The organism is Hyphomicrobium sp. NDB2Meth4 (assembly GCF_900117445.1).
In the GTDB taxonomy this organism is placed as follows: Bacteria; Pseudomonadota; Alphaproteobacteria; order Rhizobiales; family Hyphomicrobiaceae; genus Hyphomicrobium_A.
Genome location: NZ_FPEJ01000003.1, coordinates 213,452 through 237,213, shown reverse-complemented (window position 1 = coordinate 237,213; position 23,762 = coordinate 213,452). Strand labels below are relative to the sequence as shown.

26 protein-coding genes are annotated in these 23,762 nt (G+C 63.7%); 13 read left to right on the top strand and 13 right to left on the bottom strand.

What is annotated here, in order from left to right; translation table 11 throughout:
* Positions 1 to 157: 157 nt before the first annotated feature.
* From NDB2M4_RS07250 to NDB2M4_RS07240, 3 genes are all read left to right on the top strand, one after another.
* Positions 158 to 571 carry a Fur family transcriptional regulator gene (locus tag NDB2M4_RS07250; protein WP_072372471.1) on the top strand — a complete coding sequence of 138 codons (414 nt, stop codon included), beginning with the start codon at positions 158 to 160 and terminating at the stop codon, positions 569 to 571.
* A gap of 212 nt (positions 572 to 783) precedes the next feature.
* Entirely contained in the window at positions 784 to 2,976 is a 2,193-nt protein-coding gene (locus NDB2M4_RS07245) for a TonB-dependent receptor (protein ID WP_244536081.1), read from the top strand.
* Between the two features lie 106 nt (positions 2,977 to 3,082).
* Positions 3,083 to 3,436, top strand: a complete 354-nt coding sequence (locus NDB2M4_RS07240) for a hypothetical protein (protein WP_072373348.1) — start codon at positions 3,083 to 3,085, stop codon at positions 3,434 to 3,436.
* 137 nt (positions 3,437 to 3,573) lie between these two features.
* Here NDB2M4_RS07240 and NDB2M4_RS07235 read toward each other — a convergent pair whose 3' ends face one another.
* From NDB2M4_RS07235 to lgt, 5 genes are all read right to left on the bottom strand, one after another.
* Positions 3,574 to 4,506, bottom strand: coding sequence for a ribose-phosphate pyrophosphokinase (locus tag NDB2M4_RS07235; protein ID WP_072372465.1), 933 nt, complete (start codon positions 4,504 to 4,506; stop codon positions 3,574 to 3,576).
* Positions 4,507 to 4,683: 177 nt separating this feature from the next.
* On the bottom strand, positions 4,684 to 5,544 hold the full coding sequence (locus NDB2M4_RS07230; protein ID WP_244536080.1) for a hypothetical protein: 861 nt from the start codon (positions 5,542 to 5,544) through the stop codon (positions 4,684 to 4,686).
* Positions 5,545 to 5,924: 380 nt separating this feature from the next.
* Positions 5,925 to 6,698, bottom strand: a complete 774-nt coding sequence (pgeF, locus tag NDB2M4_RS07225) for a peptidoglycan editing factor PgeF (protein ID WP_072372459.1) — start codon at positions 6,696 to 6,698, stop codon at positions 5,925 to 5,927.
* Between the two features lie 35 nt (positions 6,699 to 6,733).
* Positions 6,734 to 7,825 carry a class I SAM-dependent methyltransferase gene (locus tag NDB2M4_RS07220; RefSeq protein ID WP_072372457.1) on the bottom strand — a complete coding sequence of 364 codons (1,092 nt, stop codon included), beginning with the start codon at positions 7,823 to 7,825 and terminating at the stop codon, positions 6,734 to 6,736.
* Positions 7,822 to 8,670: a prolipoprotein diacylglyceryl transferase gene (lgt, locus tag NDB2M4_RS07215; protein WP_348533034.1), complete on the bottom strand. Its 849-nt coding sequence runs from the start codon at positions 8,668 to 8,670 to the stop codon at positions 7,822 to 7,824. Before lgt ends, NDB2M4_RS07220 begins: the two co-directional genes overlap by 4 nt.
* Before the next feature lie 188 nt (positions 8,671 to 8,858).
* On the opposite strand from lgt, the gene NDB2M4_RS07210 reads away from it, so the two are divergent.
* The 4 genes from NDB2M4_RS07210 (at position 8,859) to NDB2M4_RS07195 (ending at position 11,745) form a co-directional block, all read left to right on the top strand.
* Complete coding sequence (locus NDB2M4_RS07210) at positions 8,859 to 9,122, top strand: accessory factor UbiK family protein (RefSeq protein ID WP_072372454.1); 264 nt, start codon at positions 8,859 to 8,861, stop codon at positions 9,120 to 9,122.
* A gap of 179 nt (positions 9,123 to 9,301) precedes the next feature.
* Positions 9,302 to 9,799, top strand: coding sequence for a type III secretion system chaperone family protein (locus NDB2M4_RS07205; RefSeq protein ID WP_072372451.1), 498 nt, complete (start codon positions 9,302 to 9,304; stop codon positions 9,797 to 9,799).
* A 41-nt stretch (positions 9,800 to 9,840) separates the two neighbouring features.
* The gene (gene proC / locus NDB2M4_RS07200; protein ID WP_072372448.1) at positions 9,841 to 10,662 is read left to right on the top strand and encodes a pyrroline-5-carboxylate reductase; all 822 of its coding nucleotides are present in this window, start codon (positions 9,841 to 9,843) and stop codon (positions 10,660 to 10,662) included.
* 393 nt (positions 10,663 to 11,055) lie between these two features.
* Entirely contained in the window at positions 11,056 to 11,745 is a 690-nt protein-coding gene (locus NDB2M4_RS07195) for a TetR/AcrR family transcriptional regulator (RefSeq protein WP_072372445.1), read from the top strand.
* Positions 11,746 to 11,758: 13 nt separating this feature from the next.
* On the opposite strand, the gene NDB2M4_RS07190 is transcribed toward NDB2M4_RS07195, so the two are convergent.
* From NDB2M4_RS07190 to NDB2M4_RS07180, 3 genes are all read right to left on the bottom strand, one after another.
* Complete coding sequence (locus NDB2M4_RS07190) at positions 11,759 to 13,117, bottom strand: ATP-binding protein (RefSeq protein ID WP_072373342.1); 1,359 nt, start codon at positions 13,115 to 13,117, stop codon at positions 11,759 to 11,761.
* A 389-nt stretch (positions 13,118 to 13,506) separates the two neighbouring features.
* Positions 13,507 to 14,220 carry a response regulator gene (locus NDB2M4_RS07185; protein ID WP_072372442.1) on the bottom strand — a complete coding sequence of 238 codons (714 nt, stop codon included), beginning with the start codon at positions 14,218 to 14,220 and terminating at the stop codon, positions 13,507 to 13,509.
* A gap of 27 nt (positions 14,221 to 14,247) precedes the next feature.
* Positions 14,248 to 14,826, bottom strand: a complete 579-nt coding sequence (locus NDB2M4_RS07180; RefSeq protein WP_072372439.1) for a MarR family winged helix-turn-helix transcriptional regulator — start codon at positions 14,824 to 14,826, stop codon at positions 14,248 to 14,250.
* Positions 14,827 to 15,034: 208 nt separating this feature from the next.
* Between NDB2M4_RS07180 and NDB2M4_RS07175 the strand changes: the two genes are divergently transcribed.
* Positions 15,035 to 15,928: a branched-chain amino acid aminotransferase gene (locus NDB2M4_RS07175; protein ID WP_072372436.1), complete on the top strand. Its 894-nt coding sequence runs from the start codon at positions 15,035 to 15,037 to the stop codon at positions 15,926 to 15,928.
* Positions 15,929 to 16,111: 183 nt separating this feature from the next.
* Positions 16,112 to 16,378 (top strand): hypothetical protein, encoded by a 267-nt coding sequence (locus NDB2M4_RS07170; RefSeq protein WP_072372433.1) that lies wholly within the window; start codon positions 16,112 to 16,114, stop codon positions 16,376 to 16,378.
* Positions 16,379 to 16,429: 51 nt separating this feature from the next.
* Here the strand turns inward: NDB2M4_RS07170 and NDB2M4_RS07165 are convergent, their stop codons facing one another.
* Positions 16,430 to 16,663, bottom strand: a complete 234-nt coding sequence (locus tag NDB2M4_RS07165; RefSeq protein WP_072372430.1) for a hypothetical protein — start codon at positions 16,661 to 16,663, stop codon at positions 16,430 to 16,432.
* Positions 16,664 to 16,863: 200 nt separating this feature from the next.
* Here NDB2M4_RS07165 and NDB2M4_RS07160 point away from each other — a divergent pair, with 200 nt between their 5' ends.
* The 3 genes from NDB2M4_RS07160 (at position 16,864) to NDB2M4_RS07150 (ending at position 19,585) form a co-directional block, all read left to right on the top strand.
* Entirely contained in the window at positions 16,864 to 18,516 is a 1,653-nt protein-coding gene (locus NDB2M4_RS07160) for a phytoene desaturase family protein (RefSeq protein WP_072373339.1), read from the top strand.
* A gap of 3 nt (positions 18,517 to 18,519) precedes the next feature.
* Positions 18,520 to 18,948 (top strand): alternative ribosome rescue aminoacyl-tRNA hydrolase ArfB, encoded by a 429-nt coding sequence (arfB, locus tag NDB2M4_RS07155; protein WP_072372427.1) that lies wholly within the window; start codon positions 18,520 to 18,522, stop codon positions 18,946 to 18,948.
* 232 nt (positions 18,949 to 19,180) lie between these two features.
* On the top strand, positions 19,181 to 19,585 hold the full coding sequence (locus NDB2M4_RS07150) for a DUF2147 domain-containing protein (protein ID WP_171988049.1): 405 nt from the start codon (positions 19,181 to 19,183) through the stop codon (positions 19,583 to 19,585).
* Positions 19,586 to 19,606: 21 nt separating this feature from the next.
* Here the strand turns inward: NDB2M4_RS07150 and NDB2M4_RS07145 are convergent, their stop codons facing one another.
* From NDB2M4_RS07145 to NDB2M4_RS07130, 4 genes are all read right to left on the bottom strand, one after another.
* On the bottom strand, positions 19,607 to 21,445 hold the full coding sequence (locus NDB2M4_RS07145) for a patatin-like phospholipase family protein (protein ID WP_072372410.1): 1,839 nt from the start codon (positions 21,443 to 21,445) through the stop codon (positions 19,607 to 19,609).
* A gap of 118 nt (positions 21,446 to 21,563) precedes the next feature.
* Entirely contained in the window at positions 21,564 to 22,421 is an 858-nt protein-coding gene (locus tag NDB2M4_RS07140; protein ID WP_072372407.1) for a sulfotransferase family 2 domain-containing protein, read from the bottom strand.
* Between the two features lie 101 nt (positions 22,422 to 22,522).
* Positions 22,523 to 22,963, bottom strand: coding sequence for a hypothetical protein (locus NDB2M4_RS07135; RefSeq protein ID WP_072372404.1), 441 nt, complete (start codon positions 22,961 to 22,963; stop codon positions 22,523 to 22,525).
* Positions 22,964 to 22,997: 34 nt separating this feature from the next.
* Positions 22,998 to 23,216 carry a hypothetical protein gene (locus NDB2M4_RS07130; protein WP_072372401.1) on the bottom strand — a complete coding sequence of 73 codons (219 nt, stop codon included), beginning with the start codon at positions 23,214 to 23,216 and terminating at the stop codon, positions 22,998 to 23,000.
* 257 nt (positions 23,217 to 23,473) lie between these two features.
* Here NDB2M4_RS07130 and NDB2M4_RS07125 point away from each other — a divergent pair, with 257 nt between their 5' ends.
* Positions 23,474 to 23,752 (top strand): hypothetical protein, encoded by a 279-nt coding sequence (locus NDB2M4_RS07125; RefSeq protein WP_072372398.1) that lies wholly within the window; start codon positions 23,474 to 23,476, stop codon positions 23,750 to 23,752.
* Positions 23,753 to 23,762: the final 10 nt, after the last annotated feature.

The following is a 23,762-nucleotide window of genomic DNA, read 5'->3' as shown; positions in this document are numbered from 1 at the left end:
ATCCGGCTCGCCAGAAGGGTTAACCCGGGGCGGCGAGGCCCGTGGCTTGCGGCTGTGGGAGCGCTCGACGATAAAGGCGATCGGCGGCCATTGTATGCGTAGCGCGCGCTTTTAATGTTATAGTTCAATTCATAGCTGCAAAAGCCTGGACGAATCGATGACGCGCAAGCTGCCAAAGCGCCGTGCTGCCCCGGAGCAGGACAAGATGATTGCCGATGCGCTGCGCGACGTCGGCCGCCCCGTGAGTGCTTACGAGCTGATCGAGGAGTTGCGCGAGAAGGCCAGCCTTGCGCCACAGACCGTCTATCGTTCGCTCGACCGGCTGATCGCCGACGGGCAGGCACACCGGCTGGAATCGATCAACGCCTTCGTTGCCTGCCGGCACCCCAGCCATGAGGGCACGGCAGTGTTCGCCATCTGCAATGACTGTGGGACGGTGTCGGAGTTCGACGAACCCGGCGCGGTCGAGCGCCTGGCGGCGTGGGCGCGTAAGTCCAAGTTCGCTGTCGAGCGCATGACGCTCGAATTGCGTGGCCGCTGCCGCGCTTGCACGGACCGCATCTCTGGGTGATCTGCGTTTGAATGGGACGGCGGGCTGATCTCCTGACCTGACGAAATTAAAGTCGATCGACCGGCCGATGCGATCGCTGGCCGCTGGCTAACGCAGTGTGGCTCACAGTCTGCACTTGCGAGCCCATGTCATAGCGACCGGCGCACCCCGGGTTGACCAGGGTTAGTTAATGGATATTATAACATCCGTATTGCGTGTTAGGGGGCGTATCCGTGAGAGTATCAGTTGCGTACAGCGTCGCTGCGGCGGCGCTGATGATGAGTAGCGCGTCGGTTGCGGCGCAGACGGCGGCGCCAGCGGCGTCGGGGACCAATTCAAGCGGTGTTGTGGAATTGCCCGCGGTGACCGTCACCACGAGCGCGAGCCCGATCGCGAAGCCGAAGAAGTCCACCAAGCGGAAAACAGCGTCGACGGCCTCTGCACCGGCTCCCTCGGGCGCGCCAGCGGCGCCGGAGCTGCAACCGCTGCCCGGTGCCATCGTCGATGATGACGCGTTCGTAGCGGTCACCGTCGCCACCTCGCGCGAGATCCAAGCCACCGCCGGCCCGACGATCACCGACACGTTGATGAATAAACCAGGCATCATCGGATCGACGTTCGCGCCAGGTTCCAACCGGCCGATCATCCGCGGGCTCGATGAAAACCGCGTCCGCATTCAGGAGAACGGCATCAGCACGCAGGACGTGTCGGCGATCTCCGAAGACCATGCCGTTCCCGTCGATCCTTACGCTGCAGACAAGGTGGAGGTCGTACGCGGCCCCGCTACGCTGCGTTACGGCAGCCAGGCGATCGGCGGCGTGGTGTCGGTCGATAACAATCGCATTCCATCGTACATGCCGCGCAATGGGTTCGACGCGGAGATCCGCGGCGGTGTCACATCGGTCGATGAGGGGCGCGACGGGGGATTCAGCACGAACGCCGGTTCCGGCAACTTCGTCTTTCATGCCGATGCGTTCAAGCGGAAGGCGGACGACTACGACACACCGCAAGGACGCCAGTCCAACTCGTTCGTCGATACCGATGGCGTGTCGTTCGGCGGCTCGTTCGTTGGGCATGACGGCTATGCAGGCGTTTCGTTCACCGAGTTCAACAGCCTCTATGGGATCCCCGGCGAGGACGCACACATCGACATGCAGCAGGATAAGATCATGTCGAAGGGCGAATGGCGCGTGAACTCGAACGGCATCGAAGCGATCCGCTACTGGTTCGGCGCAAGCGACTACCAGCACAACGAGGTGTCGCCGGAAGGGGAGATCGGCGCGCGGTTCCTCAACAAGGAACAGGAGGGCCGCATCGAGGTCGAGCATCAGGCGTTCGCGACCTCGCTGGGCGAGCTGCGTGGTGCCGCCGGCATCCAAATCGGTCACCGCAAGACGACGGGACTGGCGTTCGAAGATGACGCCGACAACCTGCTGGAGCCGTCAACGACGGACCAGGTTGCCGGGTTCATGTTCGAAGAGCTGCAAGTTTCGCGATATCTGCGGCTGCAGGCGGCCGGGCGCATCGAGAACACGACCGTCGACGGTCTAGGCTGGACCGACGTCACCGACCCGGACAATCCCGTCGTGTTCCAAGGCGAGCGTGATTATACGCCGCTCAGCGCCAGCATTGGTGCCCTCTATGAACTGCCAAGCGACATCGTCGCTCGCGTCACGGCAGCATACGTGGAGCGCGCACCGGCAGCCACAGAGCTGTTCTCAAAGGGGGCGCACGAGGCCAGCGGCACCTTCGAGATCGGAAATCCCAATCTTGGCATCGAGTCGGCCAAGACCATCGAACTGGGCTTCAAACGCGCGAAGGGTGATCTGCGCTTCGATACCAGCGTCTACTACACGCAGTTCTCGGACTTCATCTACAGGCAGGTCACGCCAGGCGTGTTCTGCGAAGAAAACCTCGCCTCATGTGCCCTTGGCGGTTCCGGCGACCTGCAGCAGGTGACCTTCCAGCAGCGCGACGCGACCTTCTACGGTGCCGAGCTCACGGCGCAGTACGATGTCGGGCGCGTTTGGAACGGTCTTTGGGGCGTCGATGGCCAGTACGACTTCGTGCACGCTGAGTTCGCGGACGGAGAATACGTGCCGCGCATCCCGCCACACCGCCTCGGCGGTGGTATCTTCTACCGCGACCCGGCTTGGTTCTTCAGGACTGGTGTGCTGCACGCCTTCGATCAGGATCAGATCGGTCTCGGCGAGACTTCTACCGAAGGATACACGCTTGTTTCGGCGGAGCTTAGCTACACGTACCGCGGCGAGACGCACGATGGCATCACGCCGGTGACCACGATTGGCATCAAGGGCGAGAACCTTGCTGACCAGGAGGTTCGCAACCACTCGTCGTTCCTCAAGGAGGAAGTTCTGCTGCCGGGCGCTAGCGTTCGCCTCTTCGGATCGGTGAAGCTGAATTAATGCGTCGCGCGCGGCAGTGGCCGTCGAGCACAACTCGACTGGTCAATGCCGCGCGACTGCCGTAGGATCGGCGCCAACGTTCGATGACTCGCATCGGGAGGCGCCCATGTCGACGTGTTCGGATCCGCATCACGCAAATCACACGCACCAGCACGGACCGGGCTGCGGCCACAAGGCCGTGCAGCACGGCGATCATGTCGATTACCTGCACGACGGCCACTTGCATCACATGCATGGTGATCACGTCGATGAGCATGTGATCGAAGTGTCGGGAAAGAACCCCGACAGGTGCACGCCGGAGCATCGCTGCGCGGGGCACGAGCCCGGGCACAAGCATGGTCCTGGTTGCGGACACGAGGCTGTGCCGCACGGCGATCACGTCGACTATCTGGTCGACGGTCATTTGCATCATCCGCACGGCGATCATTGCGACGATCACGGGCCGCTAGAGGCGGTTTGATCTCGCCGCGGAGGTGCGCGCTCTTCTGCTGGGTCCCGGGTCTTGCTCGCGATGCTCGCTGCGCCCGGGATGACAGTGGGAACTGGGATGTTGGGTTCTGAGCTTTGCGCCTCAACCCAACATCGTTTTCCGTTCGGTCAGTAGAAGAGGCTCGAGACGCTTTCCTCGCGCGCGGTGCGCAGGATGGCCTCGCCGATCAGCGGTGCGATCGACAGCACGCGAATGTTCTTGGCGGCGAGGACGGCGGCAGTCGGCTGGATCGAGTCGGTGATGACCAGCGACTTCAGTTTAGAGGCCTGGATGCGGCTGACGGCGCCGCCCGAGAGCACGCCGTGGGTGATGTAGGCCATCACCTCAACAGCGCCGTTCTTTAGCAGCGCTTCGGCAGCATTCACCAGCGTGCCGCCAGAATCGACGATGTCGTCGATCAGGATGCAGCGCATGCCCTTCACGTCGCCGATGACGTTCATGACCTCGGATTCGCCGGGGCGCTCGCGGCGTTTATCGCAGATGGCGATGGGCGCTTCGATGCGTTTGGCGAGGGCGCGGGCACGCACCACGCCGCCGACGTCAGGCGAAACAACCATCAGGTTGTTGCCCTTGTAGCGCTCCTGGATGTCGCGGACCATCACGGGGGCAGCGAACAGGTTGTCGGTGGGGATGTCGAAGAAGCCCTGGATCTGGCCGGCGTGCAGGTCCAGCGTCATCACGCGGTCGGCGCCGGCCCGCTCGATCAGGTTGGCGACGAGCTTGGCGGTGATGGGCGTACGCGGGCCAGGCTTCCGGTCCTGACGGGCATATCCGTAATAGGGAATGACAGCGGTGATGCGAGCTGCCGATGCGCGCTTCAGCGCGTCGAGCAGGATCAGCAACTCCATCAGGTTGTCGTTGGCCGGGAAGGAGTTCGACTGGATGACGAAGACGTCCTGGCCACGGACGTTCTCCTGGATCTCGACGAAGATCTCCATGTCGGCGAAGCGCTTCACCTGCCCTTTGGTCAGGGGCAGCTTGAGGTGCGCGCTGATCGCTTCCGCAAGTGGTCGATTGGAATTTCCGGCGACAATCTTCATCGTCGGAGTTGCCCGGCCCTCAGGACGGGGATCGAAGGGCATTTACGCCTCCACAGCCGCTTGCCGGGGTCGCTAAGAAGGGGGCTTCTAGCAAGAGGGCCCGCGCCTGTAAACGGCGGGGCCCTCGCAATGCCATCGGTCTAAACGACCCAGGTGCCAGATGAGCGACCTGGTGCGTTAGTTAGAGCTGGTCTTCTGCGTCGGTTGAGGCAGGAGCTTAACAATGCCTTGTGCGGCTGCTGCGGCAGCAGCGTCGGCCGTCTTGCCCCAGGAGCCGTCAAGCGAACCCTGCGGAACTTCGTTTTTCTGGGAGACGGTGCCGAGCCGCTTGCCGTGCGGGTCGGTCACGCTCCAGTCGATGGTGATCGGCTGCTTGCCATCCTTGCCGGTGCCCATCGCCACCTTGCCTTCGACGAGGTAGGTGTTCGCCGTGCGCGCATCCGAGAGCGGCACGCCGCTGCGGGAGAGCTCACGCTGAAGGGCCGCGCGCAGTGCGGTGCTGCCATCGCCCGGCGCACCGGTCACGACCGGTACGAGAGCGTTGATCGGGCCGCTGCTGGCAACGCTGCCGGTAACCAGGGGCTTCTGCGCTGCGTAGGACGGCGTCGTGGCTGCTGCCGTCTGAACCATGCTGCCGTTGCTGGCGACGGCGGCGCCGCCACCGGGCATCCAGCCAGCAACCGACGTGACCGTCTTGGCCGCGATCGCTTGCACCAGATTAGGCGTCATGGCCGCCCAAGGATCTTTGCCCTTGCCGGCAGGCGCGGATTCCTCGCCGCTTACGCGGTGAACGCCCTTGCCGTTGGCGTCGGTGACGTCCCAGATGTAGGACACCTTCGACTTGTTGCCCTTCTTCTCGAGCGAGGAGACGACGTATCCGCGCAGCGTGTATTCGGCGCGCTCGTCCGGAGACTTGGCGACGCGGAGGTTCTGGCGTTCGAGATCGGCGATGAGCTGCGTGCGCAGCTCATTGGAAACGTTCTCAGGCGGGCCGATGACCGGCGCTACTGCGAACTGTGCACCGCGTGGCGCAGCCATCGGCGGCGGGCTTGCGACCGACGCGGTCGGCGCATCGCTACCCGATGAGCTGAATAAGGATGTAACAGAGCTGGCTGTCTCGCATGCGGCCAGCCCCATGCACATCCAGCCTGCGATAACTGCGAATGCTATTGGCTTTGTCTTTTGCCAAGCCGCAGCAGCATCAAAGGTCGTCACGGCGACGCTCCCCCGTTGAGTACTCGCTGTTTGTTCCGGCGGCCGGCGTACGAACCCTGCGGCCTTACACTCCCTAATGACCGGTACCTCTCTAAGAATCGTCTAACCAGTCATCAAAGCCGCGTCCAGATCGAATCCGAACGTCCCGGCGCCCTAACGCAATTCCCCGAAGAAAACGCAGGACGCCATTGTGGATTGTGCAATTAAGCCACGACAATGGCGGAGATTTGACGGCCGTAATCGGGCTCCGATCGGTGTTGGGAGCGCCGAAAGCTGAAAAACATCGATTCGTTCAGGTACGTGCACGGGGATTGCCTCTCAACCTCAGCGACGCCGCTCTTGCGAAGTCTCGTCTCGACATAGCCAGGCAAGTCGAAATGAGCCTTTTCGTTGGGACTTTTGCGCGAAAGAAAGATTTTGTTGTCCGCGCAACTTTCGAGCAGGGCCGCTTCAAAGTCTGGCCCTACTTCATATGAAACTTGGTTAATGGCCGGGCCAATTGCAGTGATAATGCAATTTCGCCGCGCCCCGAGATTCTCCATTTCGGCGATCGTGGCCTCCAGGACCCCTCCGACGGCGCCGCGCCAGCCGGCATGGGCAGCGCCCACGACGCCGGCCTCGGGGTCGGCGAAGAGGACTGGGGCGCAGTCGGCCGTGAGCACGCCGATGACGAGCCCAGGCGTCCGCGTGACGATGCCGTCGGCCTTGGGCCGCTGGTCGGGCGCGAACGGGGCGTCGATGGCGACGGCTATGCCGCTGTGGATCTGATAGAGGGTCGCCACGTCACTATTGGTTCCGCCGAGGTGGCGGGAAACGCGCGCGCGATTCTCAACGACGTTGGCAGGCACGTCGGATGAGCCCGGTCCGCAGTTGAGACCGGCGTAGAGCCCCTCGGATACACCGCCGGGGCGCGTGAAGAAGCCGTGGCGGATGCGCTTCGAACTGGCGAGCGCGGTTGCTTCTATCGGTTGCAGCATGGGCCTCGGCCTCGGCGGATGCGTTCTGGTGTTCCTCAGGTGAAGGGTGGTAGCGGAGAGACGTCAACGCTTCGTATGCCGAGAACTTGGAATCGGCCGCCCATGCCCGTCGGGGCAAGGAGGCGGGCGATGCCGGATTCGATCTCGGCGGCGCGCGCGGGATTGGCCGCCATCAGTCTTGAAGCGCGCTCGACGGCGCCGAGGCGGCCGAGAAACTCAGCTTGAGGAAGCGGGCCATCGCAGCGCATGCCGGCGGCGGCGATGGCGTGAGCGAATGCGGTGAAGTCGACCTGCATGGTGAGGTCGGCTTGTCCGGGCGTCTGCAACGGATTGGTGTAGCGGTGCGCAAGGACCGCCTGCAGCGTGTCGCCGTAGTTCGGCTCGGTGTGCCCGTAATCGATGAAGAGTCCGGCGAGGGGCGTGCCGAGCGCCGCGAGATCGCCAGCAAGGCGTGCGTAGGCAGTGCGGCGATGCTCGAAGATGTCGCCGTCCGTCGGTGCCGGGAGCGAGCCGGGGAGGTTCGCTTCCGCTGCCGGTCCATCGATGAATTGGAGGCCGCCCGAGGCATCGAGCCCGACACAGCGCGAGTGCCACGCACCGTTGCGCCACACGAACTGATCGGCTGGAAGCGTGTCGAGGAACTCGTTGGCGATGACGATGGTGGCACCGGAGCGCGGGGCAAGTTTGCTGCTCCACTCCAGTGGCAGTTCCTCGTCGCAGAGCGCTGCGCGCTGCAGCTGCTTCAGCGTCTCGTTGGTTTCGACAAGCTCGATGTGGAGCGCAGCGCGGAATGCGGGGACGAGGCGGGCAGCGCGCAAGGCATCGCGCATCAGCGTGCCGCGTCCGGGCCCCAACTCGATCAGCCGCAGCGAAGCGGGCGTGCCCATCTGCTGCCAGACGACGGCGCACCATAATCCGATCAGCTCGCCGAATACCTGACTGATCTCCGGCGCGGTGACGAAATCGGCGGCAGCGCCGATGGCGGCTTGGCGGCGGTAATAGCCATGCTCGGGGTGCTGGAGACATACGTCTATGTAGTCGGCGACGGAAACGGGGCCGTCGCGGGCGATGCGCTCGGCGAGATGACGCGCGAGCGGCGTCACCTGTGGGGTGGGGCCGTCCGTCACTTCGCGCTGCGGCTCAGCGCGTAGCGCACAACGACGATGCCGAGGATGAACATCGGGATCGAGTATGCAATGCCGGCGGTGAGCGGGCCGATGTTGAAGGCGTGCGCGAAGTGCGGCTCGCGGAACAGCTCACCGGTCGAGCGGGCGAGCGCATAGCCGATGAGGAAGGTGCCGCTGACGAGGCCGGGGCGCTTCAGGGCACCGAAATGGTGCGTCAGCAGACGCAGGACGAGAAACAGCAGCAGCCCCTCGAGCGCTGCCTCGTAGAGCTGGCTCGGATGCCGCGGCGTCGGCTCAACCTGCGGGTAGTGGATGGCAGCTTCGGGGAACACCATGCCCCAGGGCATCGTCGTGGGGCGCCCGAACAGCTCGCCGTTGATGAAATTGGCGATGCGGCCGAAGAAAAGACCGATCGGCACCGCTGCTGTCACGAGGTCTCCCGTGCTCCACGGGCTGACGTTGTTGCGGTGGGCGAAGGCCCAGATGGCGATGGCGCAGCCGACGAGGGCGCCGTGGAAGGCCATGCCGCCCTTCCAAACGGCGATAATGTCCTGCGGATTGGCGATGTAGTAGCTCGGCTCATAGAAGATGACGAAACCGAGCCTACCGCCGAGCACAACGCCCGCCGTTATATAGAGGAGGAGGTCGTCGACCTTCGCGGGCGTGAACGGGGGCGTGTCCTTGGCCCACAGGTAGGGAGTGCTGAGGAGACGGCGGATATAGAGCCAGCCAAGCAGCAGTCCCGCCAGATAGGCGAGGCCATACCACTTGATCGCCACCGGGCCGATTTGCAGCGCAACGGGGTCGAGGTTGGGAAAGGGAATCGCCCAGAGGGTGGTCAGCATGTTCATGAGAATCGACAAGCCGCGGTCAGCGGCCGCTCCTGTGGGCTAGGCACCCTCCATCCGGGCGCCGCACGATTTCGGCGCCGTGACGCTCTGTCAAGGGTCGAGGACGCCTTGAATGGGGTAGGCGTGGCGCTCATAGTCCGACCGGTCTCTATCAAGAAGAGCAACTCACGGAGCAAATACCCATGACCCAGACGACCAATCGCTTCCTCGATGAGTTTGCCAAGCTGATGACGGATGCTGCTGGCGCGGCCGATGGCCTCAGGAAAGAGGCCGAACAGGTGTTCCGCTCGCAGGGCGAACGCTTCCTGCGCGAGATGGACGTGGTGCGCCGCGAGGAGTTCGAAGCGGTGAAGGCGATGGCCGAGAAGGCGCGCGCGGAGAACGAAAGACTCGAAGCGCGCATCGCCGAGCTGGAGCAGCAACTCGCGCAATCGCGCACCGCCTGACAACAAAATGGTTTCCTCACAAGTACTTTGCCCGTGGACAAGGCCGGGCCGAACTTGCGACTCGTGCCCGGCTGATGTTTTCGTCGCCCGTGTTGGTTGAGTAGTTGCTCTCGTGATGTCGCGTAGCTTTTGCATCGACCATAAAAAAGAACGCGAGACCATAGAGGGATCCTCGAAGCATGTCGGCTGAACACGTTGGCTACGGCCGTGTGACGAACCCGATCGATCTCATCGAGCGGTTAGCTGGTGCGCACGACTGGGCCTGCGACCGGACGAATGACGACGAGCTGACCCTCGTCATCGCCGGCACCTGGACCGATTATCATGTGTCGCTGAATTGGCGCGACGACCTCGAGGCGCTGCACCTTGCGTGCGCATTCGATTTCCGGGTGCCGGAGAACCGCCTCAACGAAATGTACAAGCTGGTGGCGCAGATCAACGAGCAGCTCTGGCTCGGCCATTTCGATCTGTGGACCCAGGAAGGCTTGGTGATGTTCCGCCACGCGCTGCTGCTGAACGGCTCAGTGGCGACTTCGGCCCAGTGCGAGGCGATGCTGCAGGCGGCGCTTGAGGGGTGCGAGCGCTACTATCAGGCCTTCCAGTTCGTCGTCTGGGCGGGTAAGCAGAGCCGCGAGGCGCTGGTTTCGACCATGTTCGAGACCGAGGGCCAGGCCTAAACCGGGGCGGCCACGTCGCCCTGCTTTCTCGCGGGCGGCACATGAAATTCACAATGCAAGGTCCTCTGCTGCTGGCAGGGGCCGGTAAGATGGGGGGAGCGATCCTGGAAGGATTGCTCGCCCGCGGGCTCGATGCGCGGCAGGTGATCGTACAGGAACCGACGCCTGCACCCGCAGTCGCTGCGTTTCTCGCCGACAATGGCATTGATGTCGTGCCGGCCATCGACGAGCTGACGCAGCCGCCGGCCGTCATTCTCGTCGCCGTGAAACCGCAAGTGATCGATGCCGTGATGCCGGGGCTTGCTAAGCTCGCGGGACCGCAGACGCTTTTTGTTTCGATTGCGGCCGGGCGACCGCTTGCGGCGTTCGAGCGATATGCGCCGAAGGCTGCAGTCGTCCGCGCCATGCCGAATACGCCGGCTGCGATTCAGCGCGGCATGACCGTGGCCGTTGCCAATGGCAATGTGACGCCGGTGCAGCGCGCGCTCGCCAACGATCTGCTGGCCGCCGTGGGCGACGTCATGTGGGTCGACGATGAGGCGCTGCTCGATCCAGTGACGGCGGTGTCGGGCTCGGGTCCCGCGTACGTGTTCTATCTCACCGAGTGCCTGGCCGAAGCCGGCCGCGCGGCTGGTCTCGATGCGGCGTTTGCCGAGAAGCTGGCGCGCGCCACGGTGATCGGTTCGGCGGCTCTGCTAGAGGCGTCCGAGCTCCCGCCGGCCGAGCTACGGCGCAACGTAACGTCTCCCGGTGGGACGACGGCGGCTGCACTGGAAGTGCTGGGCGGGGAAGCCGGTCTGAAGGAGCTGATGACCGCAGCGGTGGCGGCGGCAACAAAACGCGGTCGCGAACTGGCGAAGTGAGCGGGGCTCAGGCCGTTCGGCGACCGCGTCTCTTGCGTGGCCTGGGCGGGCTTTCGCCCCGGCGGCCCAGGCACTTTCGTGGTCGGCGGGCACCCAAAGCCAAAGAACCAAGGAGGATAGGTTTTCAGCCGAGTTGCGCGTGAAGTGCCACGCAGCCACGCCCCAGTTATGATATACTGTTACATCAGTGGCAAGCCGGCGGACGCTGCTTCACGAGATTGTGTGCAGCAAGGACTTTTTCCCTTTGTTCCTAGGGACTTATGCCCGCTGCGGCGGGTGTTCGCGCTGTAGCGGCGCACGTTTGCGCGCATTATCCGCAGGGGATGGCACCCACGGCCTTCGGAAGGGCTTCGAGGCTGATTATCTTTCGGGCAAGGAACGAGGAGAGCCACCATGCTTGATCAGACGACCATTCGCGGACGGCTCATTACCGCCGCCATGAAGCTAGCGGGCGAATGTCCTTGGAAGGACGTGACGCTGGCCCAGATCGCCGAGAGTGCCGGGGTCAGCCTGGTCGATGTGCGCAAGGAATTCGCCAGCAAGAACGAGATACTGGCGGCGTTCGTGCGCTCGGTCGATGACGCGGTGCTGGCGCGTGCGCCGCATCGCGGCGGCGGCCAGGCGGCTCGCGATGCGCTGTTCGAGGTGATCATGAGCCGGTTCGACGTGCTGGCGGCCTATAAGCCTGCACTGCGCTCGATTGCGGAGACGTGGTCGCTCGATCCGACGCTCGCTTGTGCAGTCGGCCGGTCGCAGCCTTGGATGCTGCGCGCGGCCGGCATTCGCGCCGATGGGCTCGATGGGCAGGTGCGCGCGCTCGGGCTCGGCGCCCTTTACGCCTCCGTCTATCGCACGTGGCTGAGCGACGATGACCCGGGACTGGCGAAAACGATGGCAGCGCTCGATCAGCGCCTGCGGCGCGGGGAGCAAGCCTTGCAGCAGATGGACAGCGTGTTTGGCAAGCTGTGCGGATTTGCCAAGTCGTGCTGCGATGCTGCGAAGAAGCGTTCCGCCCGCACGGCGCCTGCACCGCAGCCGGGCGCGGATGCTGCAGCTCCGGTGCCTCCCGGCGCGCCGTCGTAGGGCTGTCGCTGGGTTACAGCGGCACTGAGATGATGGCGCGCAAGCCACCCATGGAGCTTTCGCCCAGGGTGATGTCGCCGCCGTGACTCTTCGCAATGTCGCGTGCAATGGCGAGGCCGAGGCCAGTGTTGCCCTCGTCTTGATTGCGCGCGTGATCGAGCCGGTAGAACGGACGGAAGACGTTGTCGCGCTCGGCTGCGGGAATGCCGGGGCCATCGTCGTCGACCTCGATACGCACCCATTGGCCTTCAACGGCACCGCGGATGATGACGTGATCGCCGAAGCGGATCGCGTTGGATACGAGGTTGGTGATGGCGCGCTTGAAGGCCTGGCGCTTCAGCGGCAGCACGATATCGCGCCGGCGCTTGCGCATCTTCAATTCGATGTGCGTGTCGTAGTACTGCGCTTCCTCGTAGATGTCCTGCAATAGCTGGTTGAGGTTGGTGGGCGTGCTCTCTTCGCCGCCATCGCCTTTGGCGAAGGCGAGATAGTCTTCGAGCATGTCCTGCATCTCGCGCACGTCCGCCTGCAGCGAGATCGCTTCGGGGGAATCGCCGAGCAGGGCCAGCTCGAGCTTGAACCGCGTCAGGATAGTGCGCAGGTCGTGGCTGACGCCGGCGAGCATGGTGGTGCGCTGCTCGACCTGCGCGGTGATACGGTCGCGCATTTCGAGGAATGCGACGGCTGCCTGGCGGACTTCGCGCGCACCGCGGGGGCGGAAGTCTTCCGCCACTTTGCGGCCCTTGCCGAATGCGTCGGCGGCTTCGGCGAGACGCAGGATGGGGCGGATCTGGTTGCGCAGGAAGAGGATGGCGACGGTGAGCAGGATCACCGACGAGCCGATCATCCACAACAGGAAGATGTGCGAGTTGGAGGCGTAAGTTTGCGATCGGGTGGCGACGAAGCGCAGGATCGCGTTCTCGAGCTTGACGCGGATTTCCACGTGGCGTGACTGCCCGACGGTGTCGATCCAGAACGGCTTTTGCACCTGCTTTCGCACCTCGTCCGAGAGTGCGCGGTCGAGCAGGGCAAAGAACGGTTTCGGCCGCGGTGCCGGTAGATCACCGGGCGGCAGCACCTGCATCGAAAGGCTGAGGCGGTCGCGCGCCATCTCGATGAGCTGGCTATAGTCGTCGCGCTTTGGATATTCCTCGTAGATGTCGATCAGAGCGGCGATGTCGCGTGCGGTGGCTTCGGAGAGGCGGCGCGTCACCGCTTGCCAATGGCGCTCCATGAAGACGAAGGCGATGACGCCTTCGAGCACGACGATCGGCGCAATGATGATGATGAGCGCTCGCGCGTAGAGGCCCTTCGGCAGGAAGTCGGAGAGCCAGCCGCCGATGAGCTGCATGTTGCGGCGGTGAGTGCGCATGAACCAGGCGCCGAAGGCGACCATCCATGCGGGCGTGGGCGGCAGACTGTTCCAAGCGCTGCGGATCGCTGACGGGTGCAAGAATTGCGGGACACGCAGTTTAGGTGGGCGCGGCAGCGGAATACGCTTCAACGCTTGCCACAGTGAAGACCATGGCAGCCACGAACGGCGCTCGGGCTCATCGCCCCTGGCGAGCATCAACCAACCTCTCTAGTGTCCCGGTTCCGAAATTCGCCAGGGCAGGCCGGCCAGGTGTGCGAGCGAATTTCGGAATCATGAGGGACACTAGGAGCCAATGGTCTCGAGTGTGATTCAGATCGAAAAATTCGCTTGATACCTCGCTGCCCGTGATGGCGAATTTTTCGATCATCACACTCGTACACGCGGGATCAATCCGAATAGAGAATATACCCTTTGCCGCGCACTGTCTGGAGGTACACGGGATTGGAGGGGTCGGTCTCGATTTTTCGCCGCAAACGGTTGATCTGAACGTCGATGGCGCGGTCGCTGCCGGTGGAATCCTCGGGCGCCAGCTCGTGGCGTGGGATTGGCATGCCGATGCGCTGGGCGAACATGCGCAACAGGTCGCGTTCGCGCTCGGTCAGCTTGACGGTCTCGTCGTTGTGCTTCAGCTCGCCGCGCGCGACGTGGAACGTGTAGTTCCCCATGCGCACTTCCTCGCTGGGGCCGCCACCTCCTGCGGCGCGGCGCAGAATGTTGCGCAGGCGCAGAAGCAACTCGCGCGGCTCGAAGGGCTTGGGCAGATAATCATCGACGCCGGCCTCCAGGCCCTCGATGCGGTGCTCGGGGTCCGAGCGCGCGGTGAGCATGCAGATGGGGACGGGGCGCGTCGCCTTCAGCTCGCGCGCCAGATCGAGCCCGCTTTCGCCGGGCATCATCACGTCGAGCAGCACAGCATCGAATTCGAGGCCGCGCATGCCGGCGCGTGCGGCGGCTGCGTCCTGGGCGGTGGTCACGCGAAAGCCCTGCTCAGCAAGATAGCGGCCCAGCAGGTCGCGGATCTTCTGGTCGTCATCTACAATGAGGACATGCGGTGCGTTGTCGGGCAGCGGTGCGCTCGCGAGTTTGGCGGAGGTTCTCATCTTTGCCCCTCGTCTAGTAGTACCGGTCTATCTGGCGCGCATCCCTGAGGCCAGCTTTACCAGCGCCTCGACGCGCGGGCGATCCGACTCCGTAATCATGGCAAAAAGGAAGCGCCGTGCAAAATCAGCGGCGCCGGGACCGGCATTCGACAGTGCATTCTCGATGTGGCGGCTCTGCTGGGTGGTGAGTTTTTCGGCGAGCCGGCTTCCTTTGGCGGTGACGAACAGGCGACGCTCGCGGCGGTCATCATTTCCGGCGCGTTGCATAATGAAGCCTTTATCGATGAGCTGCTTTAAGACGCGGGCGAGGCTCTGCTTGGTGATCTTGAGAATATCGAGCAGGTCGGCCACCCGCATGCCGGGGTTGCGGTGCACGAAATGCAGGACGCGGTGATGGGCGCGGCCGAAGCCGTATTCCTCCAAGACCGCGTCGGCGCCGGCGGTAAAGTCGCGATAGGCGAAGAAGAGCAATTCGACGCACGCGAGTAGATCGGCGTCGGGTATGGCGTTGCGGCAGGCGGGCTGGCCCGCCTCGGCGATCGCCTGGTCGGGGCCAGACGGCGACAGGCGTGGGGTCGAAACGGCGTCGGAGGTTATGTCAGCCATGTTGACTTATTTGGCCCCGATTGTTAGTGATGACAAGTCATTTTGCGCCATCGATCAGCGCCGTCGCGGGGGCAGAAATTGCCCAGGCGATGTGCGGGGTAGCCCCGAACAGCAGCGGCAGCACCAGACACCGGCCCGGGATCGGGCTAGTCCTGTTGGGCCAGTCTAGTTAGCGATCTGGGCGCGAAAGTCTACGGAGAGGACACGCATGTCAGGGCCAACCCCCTTCAACGATCGCGACGGCTTCATTTGGCTTGATGGGAAGATGGTCCCTTGGCGTGAGGCCAACGTTCACATTCTCACGCATGCTCTGCACTACGGCAGTGCGGTGTTCGAGGGTGTTCGCGCCTATGGCGGCGAGCCTTTCAAGCTGTCCGAGCACTCGCAGCGCCTGAAAGACAGCGCGCAGATTCTCGATTTCGAGGTGCCCTATTCAGTGGCCGAGATCGATCAGATCTGTCGCGACGTCATTGCGGCGAACAAGCTTTCCGATTGCTACGTGCGCCCGATCGCATATCGCGGTTCGGAGCAGATCGGCATTTCGGCTCAAGCAACGAAAATTCATCTCTCGGTCTCGGCTTGGGAGTGGGGTTCCTACTTCCCGATGGAACAGCGGCTCAAGGGCATCCGGTTGACGATGGCGAAGTATCGCCGTCCGGATCCAGCGACGGCGCCCTCCAAGAGCAAGGCAGCCGGTCTTTACATGATCTGCACGGTGGAGAAGCATCGGGCGGAGAAGGCGGGCTACGCCGATGCGCTGATGCTCGATTGGCGCGGCCGCGTTGCGGAGTGCACGGGCGCCAACGTCTTCCTGGTGAAGGATGGCGTCATTCACACGCCCGAGCCCGATTGTTTCCTCGATGGCATCACTCGCCGCACGGTCATCGGCCTCGCCAAGAAGCGGGGCTATCAGGTGATCGAGCGGGCGATCATGGCTGATGAGCTGAAAGACTTCTCGGAAGTGTTTCTCACCGGTACGGCGGCGGAGGTCACGCCCGTGTCGGAGATCGGAGAGCACAAGTACAAGCCGGGGCAGATCAGCGAGACCCTGCTCAACGATTACATGGCCATGGTGCAGCCCTCGCGCAAAGCGGCGGAGTAAATCCACAGCCCAAACCGAGCCGGCCGGCAGCGTAACCCGCTGCCGCGCAAGGGCGTCTGTACAAGGCGTGGCCACAACGGCACACCTGTGCGCGGGTTAAGCACCGTGATTTCGCCATTTGGTTGCTGGTTTCTGGCGGCTCACTCACACTGAAGCCTGGTTGAGATGCATCGAGGCTTCAGGATGCAACGCTTAGGCTTGTGTGCAGTGGTGCTGGCTGCGGCCTTCGCAGTGGTGCCGACTTTCGTGCTGGCGCAGGAAGGCCCCGGCGGGCTGATCAATCCGCAGCGCGATTGCCAGACGATTCTTACCTGCAACTTCCGCAAGGGCGGCTCCTATCGGGGCTGCCTGTCCAGCTATAGCTGCCGCAGCTGCCGATTCGTGAAGGTCGCGTGCGGGAGCGGGCGGGTGTGCGAGAAGCTACGCTGCGGCTGGGGCGGCGTAGGCTAGAGGCCCATCGTCAAAGGGTTTTTCAGCTAGGCAGTGCGCGCGGGGCTGCGTTCAGCGGCGGATCAGCAGTGCGTGGAAGATGGTGGCACAGAAGGCGGCGATGGCCGTGCCGAACACCATCAGGGCGGCAGGGCTGGGCGTGTGGCCAACGGCGCTGCCGATGCCGGCGATCGCGAGGGTCCAGAACAGGGCCGGAAACAGCGAGACGACCAGCATGCCGGCGAACTGATAAGGGGCGTCCTCGTTCGTGCGTGGACGGGCCAGAACTTTCGCAGCTGTCTGCATTGTGTGTCTCCGGCGTGCGGATCTGATACGCCGACGCTAGGTGGCGACTCCTCAACGAGAAGCTAACGCGCTCAAGCACCCCAAAGCTCCACCTGATTAGAATTAATGCACCGTAATCGGTTGTCCCGGCTGGAACCGGCGGACTGGGGCGGCTATGCGCAGGGTCGGAACGGCAAAGATTGAAGGCAGAGCGCGCGGTGATGGGCAGTCAGGTGGCAGGGGCGGGGGATGTCGATGCGCTCATCATCGGGGCAGGTCATAACGGGCTGACCTGTGCCGCCTACCTGGCGGCGGCGGGGCTGCGCGTTCTCATGCTGGAAAAGAACGAGGTCGTGGGCGGGGCCGCGGTCACCGAGGAGTTTCACCCCGGCTTTCGCAATTCGGTCGCCTCCTACACCGTCAGCCTGCTCAATCCGAAGGTGATTGCCGATCTTGAGCTGGCGCGACACGGTTTGCGCGTGGTGCATCGGCCCGCGGCTAACTTCTGGCCGGTGGACGAGACGCGTTATCTGCTGATGCGCGGCGGTTTGAAGGAGAGACAGGCCGCTATAGCGAAGTTTTCAACGCGCGATGCCGAGCGGCTGGCCGACTACGACGCGACGCTGGAGCGCGCAGCCGACGTGCTGCGTGATCTGGTGCTGACGACGCCTCCGAATGCGGGCGGGGGAATTGTAGAAGCGATTAAGGGCGCGGGTGTCGGGCGGCGATTGTGGGGACTCGGCCTCGATGAAAAGCGCGTGCTCGTTGATCTGTTCACGCGCAGCGCTACGGACTTCCTCGATGAATGGTTCGAAAACGAGACCGTAAAAGCAGCGTTCGCTTTCGATGGGATCGTCGGCAACTTCGCTGCGCCTTCGACGCCGGGCAGCGCGTATGTTCTGCTGCATCATTGCTTCGGCGAGGTGAACGGCAAGCGCGGCGCCTGGGGGCACGCGATCGGTGGCATGGGCGCAATCACGCAAGCGATGGCGGGTTCGGCGCGCGAGCGCGGGGTCGAGATCAGAACCGACGCGAAGGTGCGCGAGATCATTTGCAGAGACGGTGTGGCGGCGGGCGTGGTGCTCGACAGCGGCGAAGCAATTCACGCGCGGGCGGTGGTCGCGAATGTGCCGCCGAAGCTGCTGTTCCGCGATCTGGTCCCGGCCGGAGCTGTGCCGCAGCAGACGCGCTCGACGTTCACGGGCATGAAGACGGGCTCAGGCACGTTCCGCTTGAACGTGGCGCTGAGCGAACTGCCTGATTTTGTGTGCCGGCCCGGCAAGACAATGCAGGATCATCACGGGGCGGGCATCGTCATCGGGCCCACGCTCGATTATCTGGAGCGCGCCTATCTCGATGCGCGGCTCGAAGGCTGGTCGCGTGCGCCGGTGGTGGAGATGCTCATTCCCTCAACTCTCGATGACAGTCTGGCACCATCAGGGCAGCATGTCGCGAGCCTCTTCGTGCAGCATGTGGCCCCGCATCTTCCGGCGGGACGGAGCTGGAGCGATCCGCGAGAAAAAGAAGCATTCGCCGATCTCGTGATCGAGACCGTGACGCGGCACGCCCCCAACTTCAAGGCGGCGGTCCTGGCGCGGCAAGTGCTGTCGCCGCTGGACCTCGAAGAACGGTTCGGGCTGGTCGACGGCGATATTTTCCACGGCGCGCTGTCGCTGGATCAGCTTTTCTCGACGCGCCCACGGCTCGGCTATGCAAACTATCGCCTGCCGCTGGGTGGGCTCTACCTTTGCGGGTCCGGTGCGCATCCGGGCGGTGGCGTAACCGGTGCGCCGGGGCACAACGCGGCACGCGAGATCATCCGTGATTTTCGCGGCTGGGGGCGGGGACCGTTCCGCATTTCACGGAAGACTTGAGCGATGCCCAAGCTTGCAATCAACGACCGGGTGGAACTCGACGACAGCGAGATCGAGGAGCGCTTCGTGCGCTCGTCCGGGCCAGGTGGGCAGAACGTAAACAAAGTGTCTACGGCGGTGGAGCTGCGCTTCGATGTGCGTGGATCACCGTCGCTGCCGGGTGACATACGCGTACGCCTGAAACGACTTGCGGGGAGGCGCCTCACCGACGAGGGCGTATTGGTGATCCGCGCGGAGCGTCATCGCACGCAGGATCGCAACCGGGAGGATGCGCGCGAGCGCCTGTTCGAGCTGATCCGCGAGGCGTCGATCGAGCCCAAGCGTCGCATCAAGACCAAGCCGACGCGCGCCTCGAAGGAGCGGCGGAAGGATGCCAAGACGCGGCGCGGGCAGGTGAAGCGGCTGCGCAGCGGGAAGCCGGATCTGGGGTGATCTCCAGCATTTTCGCGATTTGCCGCTTTGCAGCATATCGGACAAGCCAAAGAGTCACAGCGGCCATGCGTGCCCGGCATTGTGCGCGACGCGGGTTTGACCATATCGTCGCCGCATCAGTGTCGCGTCCGTTACTGCAAATCGTCGCCAGCGTGCCATGATCATGCATGAGAATCGCTGGGCTTGATTCGTTCTGATGGCTGGGGCGAGTCCGATTACAAGGGTGCAAGGAATGAGGACTCTGTTGAAGGCGTGCTTCGTCGCGGCTGCGGCGATTGTTGGCACGAGCGCTGGAGCGGCAGAGGGGCCGCTCGGCATTTGGTACGACCATACGGGCCGCGGTGCCGTCGAGATCACGGACTGCGATGGTTCGCTGTGCGGCAAGGTCGTGTGGGTGCAGGACCCGAAATACGCCAAGGGCTGCGGCATGCAGATCATCGGCAACGTAAAGCCGATGGGCGATGGCACTTTCGATGAAGGCTGGATCTACGATCCGGACAAGGACGCCAAGTTCGACGTCGAGCTTGTTCCGCAAGGCGACAAGATGACGGTCGTCGGCTACGCGGGCGTGAAGTTCCTGAGCCAGACGTTCACGTGGACGCGCGCGCCCGACAACCTGCAGCGCTGCACATCGTGAGCGCACGCGCGAGAAGCGTGCTCAACTGACCTTCGACATGGCAGCGGCTGCTTCGGCAGCCGCTATGATCGGATTGCGGGCTCGCCTCAGGCGCTCGACTTCTTCCAGTCCCCACCAATAGGCGTTGCGCACGAGCTCGGTATGCCGGCGCCAATCGAGGATGCCCATGTCCGCGGGGATGGGCGGCACAAAGAGTACGTCGCTTGGCCGTAAATGACGCTGGAAGTCGTTGCGGTTGGCCATCAGCGAGCGCATCAGCACAGTGGTAATGCCGGGGGCTTCCGGCAGCTTGCCCCAGGCAAGAGGGTTGAGCGCCGCGCGGACCATCTCGGTGCGCGAAGGCAGCTTGGCGTAATCGACGTTGAATCGCTCCAGCTCGGGAATGTGGAAGCTGACGACGACGTTGGGGCCGTTCTTCAGGGCGTGCATGGCGCGTACCGGGACGTTGTCCAGCAGGCAGCCATCGACCAGCATCTCGCCGTCGTGCGTGTAGACGGGGGGCAGAAGCACGGGGATCGAGCCCGAAGCGCGGATTGCTGCGAAGAGGTCGCCGCGTTCGTGGCGGTGAAGCTCATAGCTCGACAGGTTCGTCGAAATCGAGAAATACGGGATCCAGAGATCCTCGATGTTTGTACCGGCGAAATAGCGCTCGAGCTGCGCGTCGTAATGCCGGTGATCGAGCAGCCCGTAGCGCGGCCAGGTGTAGCGCTGCATCGCATGATTGGTGACGAAGATGTCGTGCGTGCCGCGGTCGATGTCGTCGGGGTGCTTACCCATCGCGAAAGCCCCGGTCATGGCCGCGCCGGCGGACGTTCCACCGAGCGCGTCGAACTCGAAGCCGCTTTCGATCAGCGCCTTGTAAAGCCCGACGTGCGCAGCGCACAGCGCACCGCCGCCGCAGGCTATGAAGCCAATGGCCGTACCGTTGATGAAGCGAAAGAGGCGCGCGGTGGTGCTGTCGTCATCAAGGGCGACGTGGTGGTGCGCCGCAACCTTTCGCTTGCGCAGCCAACGTGACGTGCCGGTGATGGGCTGGCGGTGCTCGTGCACGAGCACGAGGCGCTGGGCGTCGGGGCTGACGAGGTTGGCGGCGAATAATTCGAGCGGATTGGGTGAAGTATCAGCCCCATCGACGCCTACTGCGAGAACGAGATCAGCATGGCGGATCGCCTTCTGCGACCAGTCGGTTATGTCGGCATCGGCGAGAAAGATCAGATAATCGTATGAGCTTTCCAGCTTGTTGAGCGATTGCGTCGCCTCGATGCTGTCGAGGCGCGTGCCCGATGGCATCTGTTGCGCGGCGCGGGAGGAGTCGAGGACGAGCGCGGTGGCATTGGTTGCGAAGACTTTTGCGAGGGCTTCGAGGAAGCGCTGTGGAATCTGCGATGCACCGGCTCGGATCACGGCGATGGTTCGCGGACGCGGATCGGCTGCGGCCGGCTCAGGGGCCGTGGTTGCGGCTAGCCGCTGGGAGAGAGCGTTGGCCAGTGTGCGCCATATGCTCGGGCATTGGCCGGCAAGGCGCTCGAAATCGCTGCGGTCGAGCCGCAGGACGAGGCTATCGCGCATGGCGGAAACGGTAGCCGTTCGCGTGCCGCCGGTGAGGAACGCGATCTCGCCGATGGGTTGGTCAGGGCCGATTTCGGCGATCGGATCGCGGCGGCCGTCAAGGGTGACGGCAAACCGGCCGGAGATGACGAAGTAGAGGGCGTCGGCCGGGTCCCCCTGCCGCACAAGGATGCCGCCGCGCTGCAGGCTGCGCGTCTCTAATCCGCTCACCAGGGCGGCGCGCTCGCCGGCGGATAGATCGGAGAAGAGACCAACGGCGGGAAAGTCGGGCGTGGAAGATGAAGAGTGCATGCAATGCCCTCAGTGCGGGGCCCTCAGTGCGTGTGCTGAGCTTAGCTCACGTCGCGGGGCAGTGCGCGGGCAATTGCTTGACTGGCGAACGAGGAGTTCCCGGATATTGGCGTGCGCGTCAGATTAGGCGGCGCTCGATGAGCCAGCGGCAACGCAGCGTCTTCTCGAGCGGGGCCATATTGCGTGTCGGTCGCTTGGGGCATGGCGGGGGAGGCTGCTCGGCGTCCTGGGGAAGCAGCGTGTGCTCAGAGAGCATGCGGCCGGGGGCATCCAGGGCGTCCTCGAGCTTGCGGCTATAGCCGAAGTAGGTGAAGTCGCGCGAGTAGATGCGGTGGACCAGCCCGATGGTGACCGGATCGAAATGTTCAGCCAGCTTCTGTTGTGCGCTGCGGGCATGTGGGGAGAAACGGGCGAACTCGAACTCGGGCACGATTTGCTCGAGAAAGCTCGCCATCGGTTCGGCGTTCTCCAGGTAAAACACCGCGTCATACGACACGATGGGGTAGTTCAGATTGATGTGCTGGGGCCGGAAGTGGACATCGAGGAGCAGCGGGTCGTGATCGGCGATGGCGCGCAGGAAGCTCTCGAATGTCACGGATCGCAGATTGCGAAGCTCGGGGTAGTTGCGGTGATCCCCGGCGACGACCTTGTCCAAATAGGCCGAAAGAACGCGCGCCAAGGGATTGCGCACGCACGAGAAGACGTAGCGGTTCCGGCAGTTCGAGGGCGCGAGCCCTTTGCGGCGCAGGCAGTCGTCGTCAGTGTGAGGGTCGACGAGGCGGGTGAATGAGCGGCCCGAGCGCTCGTAGTGTCGAGCCTGGGCGGACTTGAGGCTCTGCTTGATGCTGGAACATCCAGCCTTGGGGTTGCCGACGTAAATGATCGGGATCTGGGGCGTCCACCAGATCTGCATGTTTCCTTGGACGCCGATGTAGCCGAGTACGTAGTTGCGAACGCGTCGGCGCGCTAGCTGCATCTCTCCGGGCCCCCACCCTGAATGTCTTCAGAGGCAGCTTAGCGCAGTGAGTGTCGAATCCGTCAACGAATGTGTTTCGAAATTTTTCTGTGGCAGCTGGGTCACGCTGCGTAGCGGTGCTCGCGGGGGGCGTGGTCGCGGCGATACCCTTCCATGGCAATGACGTTGTCGGCGAGTGCGGCTGATAATTCGAGTAGGAAGAGCTGGGGGTTGAAGCCGCGATGGCCATTGAGGCGCATGCAGGCGGCGACTGAGATCGCCGGGGCAATGGCAGCATAGCCGGTGTCGAGCAGGAGCTGCTGCAGTCGCCGGGTGGCGAACACCTCGATGAGATGGCGGAAGCGGATGACCGCGGCGAGAGAGCCCCGCGGAGCGGTGCGGTGGCGGTTCTGGAGCACGGCACAGGCGGCATCGAGATCGTCGGCCGAGGCGCCGTTGAGCAGGACGAGGGCGCGCCCGTTCTCGATCAGGGTCTGCATGGCGGCGCCGAGGTCGGCCGCGTCGGCGGCGGGTACATCCGAGATGTCAAACGTCGTAGCCATTTCAGTCTCTCCGTTGGCCTAGCAGGTTGAGGGCCTAGTGTTGCGTGCGGCCAAAGACCGACCATGGGGTGCCAGTCATCAGGATGATGTCTTTGGGGCGGCGAGCACTCAGGACGAAGTCGACGGTGTGGCCGACGAGCTTGCCGTTGAGGTTGACGACCTCACTTCCGGTGAAGCGGTAACGCGATCCATCGTCCGCCTCGATTACGCCAGCCCCATTCTGGGGGCTGAATTTGGTGATGCGTCCGTGCATTGCACTCTCTCCGGTTACTGTGGCGCTATGGCCGTGTCGTGGAGGGAGAATGGCGGGGTTGGGGCGAGTGCGCTGTTCCGGCTGTGACAGGTTTTCGCGCTTGTTCGCCGTGCTGCGGCGGCTCGCCGCGGAGGCAAATGCCGTGTAAGAACGGCGAGGCCTACGGATATCCGGGCCGCGTCACTATTCAGGCCGGGTTCATGGGCTAAAGGCTAGTGTCGGCAAGGGAATGATTTAGGGACGTTAAGGTGAGGAAGATGACCACCGCTCGGCAGCGCACCGCTTTGTACCTATTGGCCTTCGCCTGCGCGGTGGCCGCGGCGTCCCTGCCCGCAGCCGCGAATTGCGACTGGTACGTCAGAACGGCGCTGGAGCAGCAGCAGCGCAACCTGAAGCTCAAATGCGGGTTCTCGGGTCCGGAGTGGACGATCGACAAGGGCGCGCATGCGGCCTGGTGCGCTTCGGTGAGCCCGGATGCATCGCGGGCTAGCGCGCAAAAGCGCGAAGCTGAACTCGGCAAGTGCGCGGCGAAGTAGGCGCAACCTT

Excerpts from the sequence above, each read along its gene's own strand:
- NDB2M4_RS07250 (WP_072372471.1), top strand. The coding sequence starts at position 158 with ATGACGCGCAAGCTGCCAAAGCGCCGTGCTGCCCCGGAGCAGGACAAG.
- NDB2M4_RS07240 (WP_072373348.1), top strand. The coding sequence starts at position 3,083 with ATGTCGACGTGTTCGGATCCGCATCACGCAAATCACACGCACCAGCAC.
- NDB2M4_RS07235 (WP_072372465.1), bottom strand. The coding sequence starts at position 4,506 with ATGAAGATTGTCGCCGGAAATTCCAATCGACCACTTGCGGAAGCGATC.
- NDB2M4_RS07230 (WP_244536080.1), bottom strand. The coding sequence starts at position 5,544 with ATGGCTGCGCCACGCGGTGCACAGTTCGCAGTAGCGCCGGTCATCGGC.
- pgeF (WP_072372459.1), bottom strand. The coding sequence starts at position 6,698 with ATGCTGCAACCGATAGAAGCAACCGCGCTCGCCAGTTCGAAGCGCATC.
- lgt (WP_348533034.1), bottom strand. The coding sequence starts at position 8,670 with ATGCTGACCACCCTCTGGGCGATTCCCTTTCCCAACCTCGACCCCGTT.
- NDB2M4_RS07210 (WP_072372454.1), top strand. The coding sequence starts at position 8,859 with ATGACCCAGACGACCAATCGCTTCCTCGATGAGTTTGCCAAGCTGATG.
- NDB2M4_RS07205 (WP_072372451.1), top strand. The coding sequence starts at position 9,302 with ATGTCGGCTGAACACGTTGGCTACGGCCGTGTGACGAACCCGATCGAT.
- proC (WP_072372448.1), top strand. The coding sequence starts at position 9,841 with ATGAAATTCACAATGCAAGGTCCTCTGCTGCTGGCAGGGGCCGGTAAG.
- NDB2M4_RS07195 (WP_072372445.1), top strand. The coding sequence starts at position 11,056 with ATGCTTGATCAGACGACCATTCGCGGACGGCTCATTACCGCCGCCATG.
- NDB2M4_RS07190 (WP_072373342.1), bottom strand. The coding sequence starts at position 13,117 with ATGCGCACTCACCGCCGCAACATGCAGCTCATCGGCGGCTGGCTCTCC.
- NDB2M4_RS07185 (WP_072372442.1), bottom strand. The coding sequence starts at position 14,220 with ATGAGAACCTCCGCCAAACTCGCGAGCGCACCGCTGCCCGACAACGCA.
- NDB2M4_RS07180 (WP_072372439.1), bottom strand. The coding sequence starts at position 14,826 with ATGGCTGACATAACCTCCGACGCCGTTTCGACCCCACGCCTGTCGCCG.
- NDB2M4_RS07175 (WP_072372436.1), top strand. The coding sequence starts at position 15,035 with ATGTCAGGGCCAACCCCCTTCAACGATCGCGACGGCTTCATTTGGCTT.
- NDB2M4_RS07170 (WP_072372433.1), top strand. The coding sequence starts at position 16,112 with ATGCAACGCTTAGGCTTGTGTGCAGTGGTGCTGGCTGCGGCCTTCGCA.
- NDB2M4_RS07165 (WP_072372430.1), bottom strand. The coding sequence starts at position 16,663 with ATGCAGACAGCTGCGAAAGTTCTGGCCCGTCCACGCACGAACGAGGAC.
- NDB2M4_RS07160 (WP_072373339.1), top strand. The coding sequence starts at position 16,864 with ATGGGCAGTCAGGTGGCAGGGGCGGGGGATGTCGATGCGCTCATCATC.
- arfB (WP_072372427.1), top strand. The coding sequence starts at position 18,520 with ATGCCCAAGCTTGCAATCAACGACCGGGTGGAACTCGACGACAGCGAG.
- NDB2M4_RS07150 (WP_171988049.1), top strand. The coding sequence starts at position 19,181 with ATGAGGACTCTGTTGAAGGCGTGCTTCGTCGCGGCTGCGGCGATTGTT.
- NDB2M4_RS07145 (WP_072372410.1), bottom strand. The coding sequence starts at position 21,445 with ATGCACTCTTCATCTTCCACGCCCGACTTTCCCGCCGTTGGTCTCTTC.
- NDB2M4_RS07140 (WP_072372407.1), bottom strand. The coding sequence starts at position 22,421 with ATGCAGCTAGCGCGCCGACGCGTTCGCAACTACGTACTCGGCTACATC.
- NDB2M4_RS07135 (WP_072372404.1), bottom strand. The coding sequence starts at position 22,963 with ATGGCTACGACGTTTGACATCTCGGATGTACCCGCCGCCGACGCGGCC.
- NDB2M4_RS07130 (WP_072372401.1), bottom strand. The coding sequence starts at position 23,216 with ATGCACGGACGCATCACCAAATTCAGCCCCCAGAATGGGGCTGGCGTA.
- NDB2M4_RS07125 (WP_072372398.1), top strand. The coding sequence starts at position 23,474 with ATGACCACCGCTCGGCAGCGCACCGCTTTGTACCTATTGGCCTTCGCC.